The organism is Nitrospira sp. ND1, from assembly GCF_900170025.1.
Taxonomy (GTDB): Bacteria; Nitrospirota; Nitrospiria; order Nitrospirales; family Nitrospiraceae; genus Nitrospira_A.
The window spans coordinates 913,987-925,755 of the sequence record NZ_FWEX01000006.1 but is presented as its reverse complement, the minus strand read 5'-3'; the positions used below and the strand labels follow the sequence as shown (position 1 = coordinate 925,755).

Annotated in this window: 14 protein-coding genes; all 14 read left to right on the top strand. The window is 57.8% G+C overall.

Annotated features, from left to right (window positions below):
• Window positions 1-89: 89 nt before the first annotated feature.
• The 14 genes from rho to NSND_RS09065 all read left to right on the top strand — a co-directional run bounded on the left by rho (window position 90) and on the right by NSND_RS09065 (window position 11,729).
• Window positions 90-1,337, top strand: a complete 1,248-nt coding sequence (gene rho, locus NSND_RS09130) for a transcription termination factor Rho (protein WP_041186393.1) — start codon at window positions 90-92, stop codon at window positions 1,335-1,337.
• A gap of 100 nt (window positions 1,338-1,437) precedes the next feature.
• Window positions 1,438-1,644: a 50S ribosomal protein L31 gene (gene rpmE, locus NSND_RS09125; protein ID WP_013247564.1), complete on the top strand. Its 207-nt coding sequence runs from the start codon at window positions 1,438-1,440 to the stop codon at window positions 1,642-1,644.
• Between the two features lie 107 nt (window positions 1,645-1,751).
• Window positions 1,752-2,822 carry a peptide chain release factor 1 gene (gene prfA, locus NSND_RS09120; RefSeq protein WP_143833659.1) on the top strand — a complete coding sequence of 357 codons (1,071 nt, stop codon included), beginning with the start codon at window positions 1,752-1,754 and terminating at the stop codon, window positions 2,820-2,822.
• Window positions 2,819-3,784, top strand: coding sequence for a peptide chain release factor N(5)-glutamine methyltransferase (gene prmC, locus NSND_RS09115; RefSeq protein ID WP_080878718.1), 966 nt, complete (start codon window positions 2,819-2,821; stop codon window positions 3,782-3,784). The genes prfA and prmC overlap by 4 nt, the downstream gene beginning before the upstream one ends.
• Before the next feature lie 5 nt (window positions 3,785-3,789).
• Window positions 3,790-5,046, top strand: coding sequence for a UDP-N-acetylglucosamine 1-carboxyvinyltransferase (gene murA, locus NSND_RS09110; protein WP_080878717.1), 1,257 nt, complete (start codon window positions 3,790-3,792; stop codon window positions 5,044-5,046).
• Window positions 5,047-5,087: 41 nt separating this feature from the next.
• Window positions 5,088-5,744 (top strand): ATP phosphoribosyltransferase, encoded by a 657-nt coding sequence (gene hisG / locus NSND_RS09105; RefSeq protein WP_369974244.1) that lies wholly within the window; start codon window positions 5,088-5,090, stop codon window positions 5,742-5,744.
• Window positions 5,745-5,794: 50 nt separating this feature from the next.
• A complete protein-coding gene (gene hisD, locus NSND_RS09100) occupies window positions 5,795-7,078 on the top strand; it encodes a histidinol dehydrogenase (protein WP_080878715.1) in 1,284 nt (427 codons plus the stop codon).
• The gene (gene hisB, locus NSND_RS09095; RefSeq protein WP_080878714.1) at window positions 7,075-7,680 is read left to right on the top strand and encodes an imidazoleglycerol-phosphate dehydratase HisB; all 606 of its coding nucleotides are present in this window, start codon (window positions 7,075-7,077) and stop codon (window positions 7,678-7,680) included. Before hisD ends, hisB begins: the two co-directional genes overlap by 4 nt.
• Window positions 7,681-7,767: 87 nt before the next feature.
• Entirely contained in the window at window positions 7,768-8,376 is a 609-nt protein-coding gene (gene hisH, locus NSND_RS09090; protein WP_080880848.1) for an imidazole glycerol phosphate synthase subunit HisH, read from the top strand.
• A gap of 32 nt (window positions 8,377-8,408) precedes the next feature.
• Entirely contained in the window at window positions 8,409-9,107 is a 699-nt protein-coding gene (locus NSND_RS09085; protein ID WP_080878713.1) for a hypothetical protein, read from the top strand.
• Window positions 9,108-9,129: 22 nt separating this feature from the next.
• Window positions 9,130-9,855 carry a 1-(5-phosphoribosyl)-5-[(5-phosphoribosylamino)methylideneamino]imidazole-4-carboxamide isomerase gene (gene hisA / locus NSND_RS09080; protein WP_080880847.1) on the top strand — a complete coding sequence of 242 codons (726 nt, stop codon included), beginning with the start codon at window positions 9,130-9,132 and terminating at the stop codon, window positions 9,853-9,855.
• Between the two features lie 67 nt (window positions 9,856-9,922).
• The gene (gene hisF / locus NSND_RS09075) at window positions 9,923-10,693 is read left to right on the top strand and encodes an imidazole glycerol phosphate synthase subunit HisF (RefSeq protein ID WP_080878712.1); all 771 of its coding nucleotides are present in this window, start codon (window positions 9,923-9,925) and stop codon (window positions 10,691-10,693) included.
• A 15-nt stretch (window positions 10,694-10,708) separates the two neighbouring features.
• Window positions 10,709-11,392 (top strand): bifunctional phosphoribosyl-AMP cyclohydrolase/phosphoribosyl-ATP diphosphatase HisIE, encoded by a 684-nt coding sequence (gene hisIE / locus NSND_RS09070; RefSeq protein WP_080878711.1) that lies wholly within the window; start codon window positions 10,709-10,711, stop codon window positions 11,390-11,392.
• Complete coding sequence (locus tag NSND_RS09065; RefSeq protein WP_080878710.1) at window positions 11,385-11,729, top strand: histidine triad nucleotide-binding protein; 345 nt, start codon at window positions 11,385-11,387, stop codon at window positions 11,727-11,729. Before hisIE ends, NSND_RS09065 begins: the two co-directional genes overlap by 8 nt.
• Window positions 11,730-11,769 lie beyond the last annotated feature (40 nt).

Genomic DNA, 11,769 nt, shown 5'->3' with positions numbered 1-11,769 from the left:
TGACCACTAAATCGTTTTTCTCATTTTGGGGAGCTGTCGGGTTGAGAGCCCGATAGGGAAGAGGTATGACACAGGTTAAAGGGGAAGTTATGCATCTCGCGGAACTCAAGCAGAAGTCGATTGCCGACCTGAATGAGGTGGCGCGGGATCTGAAGATTGAGGGGGCGGCAAACCTGCGCAAGCAGGAGCTCATTTTTGCCATTCTCCAAGCACAGACGGAGAAAAACGGTGTTGTGTTTGGCGAAGGAGTGCTGGAGACCTTGCCGGATGGTTTTGGGTTTCTGCGCGCACCTGACTCGAACTATCTCCCTGGGCCTGACGATATCTATATCTCCCCCTCACAGATTCGCCGATTCAACCTCCGGACGGGCGATATTGTGTCGGGGCAAATACGTCCGCCCAAGGAGAGCGAGCGTTATTTCGCTTTGCTCAAGGTGGAGAAGGTTAACTATGAGGATCCTGAAGTCGCGCGTGACAAGATCCTGTTCGATAACCTGACCCCCCTCTATCCTGAAGAGCGCCTCAATCTCGAATTTGACCGGGAAGAGTACTGCACGCGTGTCATGGATCTCACGACGCCGATCGGCAAGGGGCAGCGCGGCCTGATCGTCGCCGCGCCGCGAACCGGAAAAACCATGCTGCTGCAGGCGATCGCCCGCGCGATTTTGAAAAATCACAAGGAAGTCACGCTTATTGTCCTGTTAATTGATGAGCGACCTGAAGAAGTCACAGACTGGCAGCGGCAAGTGAAAGCCGAAGTCATCAGTTCTACATTCGACGAACCGGCACAGCGCCATGCTCAGGTTGCGGAAATGGTGCTGGAAAAGGCGAAGCGGCTGGTGGAGCACAAGAAGGATGTGGTGATCCTCCTCGATAGCATCACTCGGTTGGCCAGGGCATACAATACGATTGCCCCTCCCAGCGGAAAGGTTCTCTCCGGCGGATTGGATTCCAACGCTTTGCAGCGTCCGAAACGATTCTTCGGCGCTGCCAGAAACATTGAAAACGGCGGGAGCTTGACGATCATGGCGACCGCGCTGATCGATACCGGCAGCCGCATGGACGATGTGATCTTCGAAGAATTCAAGGGAACTGGTAACATGGAAGTACACTTGGATCGTCGCCTGGCCGACAAGCGTTTGTTCCCGGCGATCGATATCAGTCAGTCCGGGACCCGCAAGGAAGAGTTGCTGGTCGACCGCGATCGCTTGAACAAGATGTGGATCCTGCGGAAGGTGTTGAGCCCGTTGGGGACGATGGAAGCTATGGAGTTCTTAATGGACAAGATCGGCGGCACCAAAACCAATCAGGAATTTTTGCAATCCATGAATCGTTAGGTGTCGCGCTTGCCAGTGTGGGGCACTCCAGTGTAAAGTCGTGCACCCTGGCGAGCAGGACCGGGCGAGTCAACGAATCAAGGGCAGTAGAGGAGCTCGTATGCAAAAGGGAATTCATCCAGTCTACCGTGAAGCGACTGTGCATTGTGCCTGCGGGAACACGTTCAAGACGCGATCCACCATCGGAAACATCAAGGTCGACATTTGTGCCGGGTGTCATCCCTTCTTTACGGGAACTCAGAAAATCGTCGATACCGAAGGGCGTGTCGAACGGTTCAAGAAGAAGTACGCCAAGAAAGATAAGTAGGCCTCAGTCAGGACATCATGGAGACCCTGCTTCCTTTTGGGGCAGGGTCTCTTGTTTTTTGGGGTAAAGCGGGCTACGGCCGGAATGGGCGGGACATGGAAGACGGGCTGATCAAGAAGTGGGAAGGCATGGCTGCGCGCTTCCAAGAGTTGACCAATCAGCTCATGGATCCGTCTGTCCTTAATCAGCCGGGGATGATCCACAAGCTGAACAAGGAGCGGACAGAGTTGGAAGAGCCGGCGCTTCAATTTGTCGCCTACTGCGAGGCGAAGAAGCAGCTGGACGAAGTATCTGCCATGCTCCAGGACGCCTCGACAGGGGCGGACATGAAGCAGCTGTTTGCGGAAGAAAGTGACCATCTCCAGCAGCAGGTGCTGGATCTCGAGCATCGCGCTAAAGACTTTCTCACTCCGAAGGATCCGCGCGACGAGAAGAATATGTTTCTCGAAATTCGAGCTGGAACGGGTGGGGATGAGGCAGCCCTGTTTGCCGGAGATCTGTTCCGGATGTATCTCAAATATGCCGAGCGCAATCGGCTCAAGTTAGAAGTCGTCGATGCGTCTGAGACCGGAATTGGTGGTTATCGAGAGGTGATCGCTCTACTCGAAGGGAAGGGCGCGTACGGGCGTCTCCGGTACGAAAGCGGAGTGCACCGTGTGCAGCGGGTACCGACCACGGAAGCCAGTGGAAGAATTCATACCTCGACGGTGACGGTTGCGGTCATGCCGGAGGTGGATGAAGTCGAGGTGCATATCGATCCGAAGGATTTGCGTATCGACACGTTTTGTTCGTCAGGTGCGGGCGGGCAGAGTGTCAATACGACCTATTCGGCGGTCCGCATTACGCACATTCCAACCGGTGTGGTTGTCAGCTGCCAGGATGAGCGGTCGCAGCTCAAGAATCGAACCAAAGCCATGCGGAATTTGCGGGCGCGCATTGTCGAAGCTGAGCGTGAAAAACAGGATGCGGAAATCGCACAAAACCGGAAATCGCAGGTGGGAACGGGTGATCGAAGCGAAAAGATCCGCACCTACAACTTCCCTCAGAACCGTGTGACCGATCATCGCATCGGCCTGACGGTCCACAAGCTCGATCAAGTCTTGGCGGGTGATCTGGAAGAGATTGTTCAGGCGCTACGCGCGCACTATGAACATGTAGCCTCCTTGGAAGTGAAATGAGTACGGAGCAGCTCGGCATTGCCGCCACTTCCGCAGTTACCATCCGTTCCATGCTGGCTGAGGCTGAACGGAGTCTGCATGCGGCCGGTATCGAGCAGCCGGCATTGGAGGCTGCCTGGCTGTTGGAGCATGTGCTGCATCTCTCGCCGCTCATGCAGCGGGTGAAGGCCGAGCGTCCGGTGCCGGCGCTGGACTATGCGAGGGTGCTAGCGCTCGTCGCACGGCGGGCCAACCGTGAGCCGCTGCAGTATCTGCTGGGTACGCAGGAGTTTTGCGGGCGGGAATTCCGTGTCACATCCGCTGTCCTTATTCCACGGCCGGAGAGTGTCTTATTGGTTCGAGAGGCGATCCGTCGGTGCGGGCAGAATCCCGCCGCGATAGTGGTGGATGTGGGAACCGGGTCCGGTTGCCTGGCTGTGTCTGTGGCATCGGCCCTGCCTGACGCGCGAGTGCTGGCGATCGATGCCTCGGCTGATGCATTGGCTGTGGCGCAGGCCAATATGGAACAACACGGACTCGATGCACGAATTGAATGTATGCAGGGGGATCTCCTTGCGCCGTTGGCCGAGTGTGGGTTCGTGAGTCAAATTGACGTCATTGTGTCGAATCCTCCCTATATCCCCGACCTCGATCTGGTGACGCTCCAACCGGAAGTGCGATGTTTCGAGCCGCATTTGGCGTTAGCCGGCGGGCCCGATGGAATGGATGTGCATCGTCGGCTTCTGCAGCAAGCTCCCGTCTATTTGAAGTCGGATGGTGTGCTGCTGCTGGAAGTGGGCCTTGGTCAGGCGGCGGCGGTCTGCCGCGAGGCCGAGGAAAGCGGATGGTTTCGCACCTACGATGTTCTGCGGGACGAAGGTGGCATTGACCGCGTGGTCTGTTTCGAGAAAAAAGAAGAGGGGAGGAATCCTCAGAGCGGTCAACCAAGCATCCAAACGGCAACGAGCAGACCGTCTTCTTAATTCTCATGGACCAAATCATTATCCAGGGTGGCAGGCCGTTACGAGGGGAAGTGCGCACCAGCGGGGCGAAAAACGCCGCGCTGCCGATTCTCGCGTCGACCATTCTTGGCGGCGGCGAGTGTGTGCTTTCGAATATGCCTCGGGTCGTCGATGTACTCACGATGGGGAAGTTGCTCGGCATGCTGGGCATCTCCGTCGCGCAGGAGGTGAATCATACGGTTGTGCAGGCGCAGGCGATTGCTTCCACGGAAGCGCCGTACGATCTTGTTCGAACCATGCGGGCCTCCGTCTTAGTGCTGGGACCCCTGGTGGCCAGGCTAGGTGAGGCGAAGGTGTCGCTTCCAGGCGGTTGTGCGATCGGGTCTCGCCCGGTCAACTTCCACCTCGCGGGCTTGGAAAAAATGGGCGCGACCGTCGAAATCGAGCACGGCTATATCAAGGCGACCGCACGTCGTTTGAGAGGAGCTCGTATTTACTTCGATACGCCCAGCGTGACCGGTACTGAGAACCTCATGATGGCAGCCGTCCTGGCCGAGGGAACTACGGTGCTCGAAAATGCGGCGAAAGAACCTGAAATCACCGATCTGGCCGCCTTTCTCATCAAACGCGGCGCGCGCATCACCGGGGCGGGCACGGACATGATTACGATTGAGGGTGTGACGGAGTTACATGGCGCGGATCATGCCGTGATTCCCGACCGAATTGAGGCGGGCACGTATCTTATCGCCGGCGCCATTACCGGCGGTGAGGTGGTGATTGATTGCTGTCGCCCGGAGCACATGGAGCCGTTGTTGATGAAACTGCGGGAGAGCGGCGTGGAGTTGATCGAGGAAAAGGAACGGATTCGCCTCAAGGTCACCGGGCGCTTGAAGGGGACGAATGTCCGGACCAGTCCGCACCCTGGTTTTCCCACGGATATGCAGGCGCAGTTTGTTGCGCTCATGACGGTAGCCGAAGGGACCAGCGTCGTCACGGAAACGATTTTCGAGAGCCGGTTCATGCATGTGGAGGAGTTGCGCCGTATGGGAGCGGATATTCGAGTCGAAGGAAACCGGGTGATCATTACGGGCAAAGAACGGTTAACAGGTGCTCCGGTCATGGCCTCGGATCTTCGCGCCAGCGCCGGACTGATCGTGGCCGGGCTCGCCGCCGAGGGGACGACGGAAGTCTCGCGGGTCTATCACCTCGATCGAGGCTACGAGCGTCTCGAAGAGAAGTTCAGAGCGTTGGGCGCCAGTGTAGAGCGGAGAAAGGGGAAGTGACCGTGGGGGCGACGAAATCGCACAGCAAGAAGTCGCGGGGGCTGACCATTGCACTGTCCAAGGGCAAGTTGTTGGGACCGGTGCTGCACCTGCTGAAGCAAGCCGGCTATTATAGTCCCGGCCTGTCGACGGAGAGCCGTAAGTTGGTGTTTGCCTGTTCGTCCAACGATGCCACCTTCTTGATCGTCAGGCCAACCGATGTGCCCACCTATGTTGAGCACGGAGCGGCGGATGTCGGGGTGGTGGGCAAAGATGTGTTACTGGAGCAGGGCAGCGACGTCTATGAGCCGTTGGATTTGAAGGTCGGAGCGTGTAGAATCTCGGTCGCCGCGCTGCAGGGGCAGCCTTCGCCGGACCGGTGGTCGTCGAAGATTCGGGTTGCGACGAAGTACCCCAACGTAACCGAGCGGTATTTCAATCAGCGTGGGGTGCCGGTCGAAATTGTGAAATTGTACGGGTCTATAGAGCTCGCGCCGATCGTCGGATTAGCCGATCGAATCGTCGATTTGGTTGAAACAGGCAGCACGCTCAAGGCGCATGACCTGGCAGAGGTTGAGGTGATCACGCACTCGACCGCCAGGCTGATTGTGAATCGAGCCAGCCTCAAATTGAAACATGAACCTCTCACGGTGTTGATCGAGCGGTTGCGCGCCGCGGTGGCGGTGGAAGATAGCAACGGGGCAGCATCGCGCGCCTAAGTGTAAGTATATGAGTTCGTGGCGGGTGTCGAAGCGGCGAGACAGATGATATGACCATTCTGGCAAGTACCGATCGGGCGTATGACAAGGCGTTGCGAAAAATCGTGACCCGCGCGCGCACTCAAGGCGCAGGTGTGGAGAAGAGCGTGCGCACGATTCTGAAGGCCGTGGAGCGGGGCGGAGATCGTGCAGTCCTCCGGTACACGAAGAAGTTCGATCGGCTGTCCTTGAAGCTCGATCACATGCGTGTAACCCCCGAAGAGATCAAGGAGGCCTACTACCACATTCGCAAGGATGAGGGAGACTCTTTGCGCTATGCCGCGGAACGTGTACGGCAATTCCATGAGCGTCAGCGCACCAAAACCTGGATGTATCAGGAACAAAACGCCACGCTCGGTCAAATGGTCACGCCCCTGGACGCTGTCGGTGTGTACGTGCCGGGCGGCAAGGCCGTCTATCCCTCATCGGTGCTGATGTGCGCGATTCCCGCAAAAGTCGCCGGTGTTCGGCGTATCGTCATGTGTACCCCGACCCCAAAAGGGGAGATCAATCCCTATCTGTTGGTGGCCGCGGATATCGCTGGTGTCGATGAAATCTACCGTGTGGGCGGTGTGCAGGCAGTCGGCGCGATGGCGTTCGGGACGAAGACCATCGCCAAGGTCGATAAAATTGTGGGTCCCGGAAATATTTTCGTCGCCACGGCCAAGCGACTACTTTATGGCACCGTCGGTATCGATATGGTGGCCGGTCCCAGTGAGTTGCTCGTGGTGGCGGATGATGACGCCAAGCCGGCACATGTGGCGGCGGATCTGCTCTGCGAGGCGGAGCATGACGAAGATGCGCAGGTCTATCTCGTGACGACCTCCGCGTCGTTGGCCAAAGAAGTGGTGCGCCTGATTCAGGTGCAGTTGAAAGGCTTGCAACGAGAGAAAATTGCGGCGAAGTCGATTGCCCGGCATTTTGTGGCATTCGTGGTTCCTACCATGGATGAAGCCATTGAGGTGGCGAATGCGATTGCGCCCGAGCACTTGACCCTCTCGGTTGATCGGCCGTTCGATTATTTGGAGCAGGTGCGGCACGCCGGGGCCCTGTTCCTGGGCCGCTACACGCCACCTGCGGTCGCGGATTACGTCGCCGGTCCGAACCACGTGTTGCCGACCGGGGCGACGGCCCGCTTCTTTTCGCCGTTGTCGGTCAGCGATTACGTGAAGGTGAGCAACATCGTGCATTACACCAAGGAAGAGTTGACGAAAGCCAAGGATCATATCGTCCGACTGGCGCATATCGAGGGCTTCGATGCGCATGCCAAATCAGCCCAAAGCAGGTTCGCATGAAAAAGAACGGCGCTCCCAGGCAGGCCTCGCTTCACCGTGCCACGAAGGAAACGGATATCCGCGTTGACTGGAGTCTGGACGGCACCGGGCAGGGGACTGTCGACACCTCCATCCGGTTCTTCGACCACATGCTCGATCTTCTCGCCAAGCATGGTTTCTTCGACCTGACGGTTCAGGCCAAGGGCGATATCGAAATCGACGAACACCACACCGTAGAGGATGTCGGGATTGTCATGGGGAAGGTCCTGCACCAGGCGTTGGGTGAAAAGGCGGGGATCAAGCGATTCGGATTCGCCTCGGTCCCATTGGATGAAACCCTCGCGCAGGTGACGGTTGATCTGAGTGGGCGTCCCTATCTCGTGTACAACGTCAATTTGCCGGATCGAAAGATTAAGACCTTCGATCTCGGCCTGTTCGAGGATTTTTTTCAGGCCTTTGTGACCCACGGTGGGCTGAATTTGCATGTGAATCTCCAATACGGACGCAATCCGCACCACATCATGGAAGCTATCTTCAAGGCGTTGGCCCGAGCGTTGGATCAAGCCACCACGTTGGAAGAGCGCTTGTCAGGGACAGTCCTCTCCACGAAGGGAAGCCTCTAAGTGAAACCGGTGGCGCGATAGGAGGCAGTGTCTGCCGTCCTGTCTGTCGTCCATCAAGTCCCCACGGGCCGTCTCCGAACGCAATATATGATTGCCATCATCGATTACGGCATGGGTAATTTGCGGAGTGTCTCCAAGGCCTTTGAGGCGATGGGGCATCAAGCGGTGGTCACGCGCGAGGCTCGTGTCATTGCTGATGCCAGTCACGTGGTGTTGCCCGGTGTGGGGGCCTTCGGGGATTGCATGGCGAATCTGGAACGGTACGAATTAATCGCGCCGATTCACGCCGCCGTTCAATCCGGAAAACCTTTTCTAGGTATCTGCCTGGGGCTGCAATTGCTGTTCACGGAGAGTGAAGAGTTCGGGGTGCACGCAGGTCTCGGCATCATTCCTGGTCGGGTGAAGAAATTTGTGCTGGAACCTCCGCTGAAGGTGCCACATATGGGGTGGAACGAGATTCAAATCGTGCAATCCGCCCCTCCGTTTGCAGGCCTCGCGACCGGCAGTTATTGTTATTTTGTGCATTCCTACTACGTTGAGCCGGTTGAGTCTTCGGTGATCGCCACCGTGACCGAGTACGGGCGGTCCTTTGCGTCCGCCGTGTGGAAAGACAATGTCGTCGCCTGCCAGTTTCATCCTGAAAAAAGCCAAGCTGTCGGACTTCAAGTGATCAAGAACTTCGGGGCCTGGACGTGAGAGACCGGTCTGTGCGTGCTCTATTGATTCCGATGACGTTGCTGCTTCTGGCGGGCTGCAGCGGGACGAAGGTCACGTCCAAAGCTTCATCGCAGGTGGGAAAGTATCCGGTCCGCACAATCGCCCTCATTCCGTTTGAAACTATGGCGACTCCCCAAGCGATCGAGGCGTCTGGGCCCGCGTTTCCCGTCCCGTCCGGCGCAAGACGGTCCGACATGGCTGTCGGGGTCCCTCCGACGACCGATCAAGCCGTGCGCCAGACTCATCGCGTACCGGCCTCCGCAGGTGAGAAAGTCACCGATCTGATGTGGGCAAAACTCAAGGCCCGATCCGGGTTACAACTACTCTCCCCTAACGAATCGGCAAGGGTTGCTCGGGAAGTTTCCGGGGGGACTGCGACGGAAACGATGCCGGCCCACAAGATTGCTCAACGACTCGGAGCCGATGCGGCACTCAGCGGCAAGGTGCTTGTCTATCAGGAACGAGTCGGCAGTCGGCTTGGCGCGGACCCACCGGCCGCCGTGGGATTCGAGGTGAAGCTGGTAGCGCCCGACGGCATAGTCCTGTGGGAGGGCAACTACTATGAAAAGCAGCGGCCGATGACGGAAGACTTTTTAGGCTTTGTCCAGCGCTATGGCGTGTTTGTCACTGCCGAGGAGTTGGCCGCCTATGGAGCGGAGGAATTGGCAGATGCGTTTCCATATGGCGGCGCAGCAGGCGGGGGAAAATGAACGTGTTGCGACAGGTGGTGTCATGCGTGTAATTCCGGCGATTGATCTCAAAGACGGCCGCTGTGTCCGATTGCGGCAGGGCGACATGGCCGCTGAAACGGTGTACTCAGAGGACGTGCCTTCGGTGGCCGGCCGCTGGCAGCAGCAAGGCGCCGATCTTATTCATGTCGTCGATCTGAACGGAGCCGTCGATGGGGAGCCGAAGAATCTTCCCCAGATCGAAGCGGTCATGAAGACAGTCAGCGTGAAGGTGCAGGTGGGAGGTGGAATCCGGACCATTGAGACCGTGCGGCGATATCTCCATGCGGGTGTGGCGCGCGTGGTGCTCGGCACGGCTGCCCTTATGGATCGAACGTTTCTGGCGCAGGCCTGTCAGGAGTTCCCTCGGCGTATTTTGTTGGGACTCGACGCGCGAGACGGGAAGGTCGCGGTGAAGGGCTGGACGGCGGTGTCCGAAACGAAGGCCATCGATCTCCTCAAAGAACTTGCCGGCCTTGAACTGGGGGCCGTCATTTACACCGATATCGCCCGGGATGGAATGCTCAATGGGCCGAACCTGACGGCGTTGCGAGAAGTCGTTGATTGTTCGTCGTTTCCCGTCATCGCGTCCGGTGGCATCACGCGTGTGGAAGATCTGCAGGCGGTGCATGCGCTTGGTCCTCGCGTGGAGGGGGCCATCGTCGGCAAGGCCCTCTACGACGGGAAATTGGATTATGCGGCAGCGGTTGCAGCCATCGGAAAACGTTGAGGATCTTGCATGCGGCTGGACGAAAATAAAACCGGCTCGCTTCACGAGTCACGCTTGACGAACCTCTATGCTGACTAAGCGCATCATTCCCTGTTTGGATGTGAAGGATGGTCGAGTCGTCAAAGGCGTGAGCTTCGTGAATTTGCGGGATGCCGGTGATCCGGTCGAGGTGGCTGCCATCTATGATCGCGAAGGCGCGGACGAATTGTGTTTCCTGGATATCACCGCCTCACACGAAAACCGCAAGACCATCATCGATGTAGTGGAGCAAACCGCCGCTCGTGTGTTTATGCCGCTCACGGTCGGAGGCGGGGTGCGTACGCTGGATGACATTCGGACTTTGCTCAATGCCGGGGCCGACAAAGTCAGCATCAACACCACGGCGGTGCAGCAGCCGGAATTTGTTCGCGAGGCTGCCCAGCGATTCGGTACGCAGTGCATCGTGGTGGCGATCGACGCCAAACAGTCCGGTCAGGCGGGTCGCTGGGAAGTGTTCACCCACGGTGGACGAAAACCAACCGGCCTGGACGCCGTCGAGTGGGCGCAACGGATGGAAGGGTATGGGGCCGGAGAGATCCTCTTGACCAGCATGGATCAGGATGGTCGCCAGAACGGGTATGATCTGGCGTTGACTGCGGCGGTTTCGGAACGTCTCTCGATTCCAGTGATTGCCTCGGGCGGGGTGGGGACCCTGGAGCACCTCTACGACGGGTTGGTGAAGGGGAAAGCGGACGCCGTCCTGGCCGCCTCGATCTTTCACTATCGAACTCATACCATTCAGCAAGCCAAGGCATATCTGCGAGACCGCGGGGTTCCGGTGCGACTGGGACCAGCCTAGATGGAGCAGAATGTGATGTCGAAAGAGAGTCGGACCATGACGTTTGATGGACAAGGGTTGATTCCCGCCGTGATTCAAGATTGGCTGGATGGCACCGTGTTGATGGTCGGGTACATGAATCAGGAGGCCATTGCCAGGACGCTTCAGACGAGATCCGTTCACTTTTGGAGCCGGTCTCGCCGGAAGTTGTGGGAAAAGGGCGAGACGTCCGGGCATTTCCTCAAGGTGAAGGATCTCTTTGTCGATTGTGATCGTGACACGATTCTCGTGAAGGCCGAACCTGTCGGGCCGACCTGCCATACCGGTGAGCGTGCCTGCTTTTTCGCCCGGATGACGGAAGAGGGGCAGGCCAGTGAGGAGAAGACCCAGGATGCCGGTGGGGGGATCTTGGATCGGGTGTATCAGACCATTCTGACGCGTAAGGCCAGTCCGCAGCCCGACTCCTATGTGTCGAAATTATTGCAGGGCGGAGCCGATCGCATTCTAAAGAAGGTTGCTGAAGAGGCGGGGGAAGTGATTATTGCCGCAAAGAATCAAAAGCGGGAAGAGATCATCTACGAGACAGCCGATCTGCTCTTTCACACCTTGCTGGTGCTGGGGTACCACGATGTGACGCTGAACGAGGTGTACCGTGAACTCGGGACCCGCTTCGGAAAGTCCGGGATCCGGCCTTCGCCTGAGGGGGGATCGCGTGGATAACTGTATTTTTTGTCGCATTGTTGAAGGCGGTATTCCGGCCAAAATTGTGTACCAGGATGATCAGGTTCTGGCATTCGATGACATCAATGCCCAGGCTCCGGTCCATATCCTGGTGATTCCGAAACGCCATGTGGCCGCTGTGCAGGACTGTCGAGAGGGAGACCAGGCTCTCCTAGGGCATCTCCTGTTAACCTGCTCAAAAATTGCAGGCATGAAAAACCTGGCTGAATCCGGCTATCGGATTGTGACAAATACGGGCGCGGAGAGCGGGCAGACCGTGTTTCATCTCCATCTTCATGTGCTCGGCGGGAGGCACATGGCCTGGCCTCCGGGATAATCCGCTCCTCTCCTCGATTGACACTTATGCAGACCGTTTG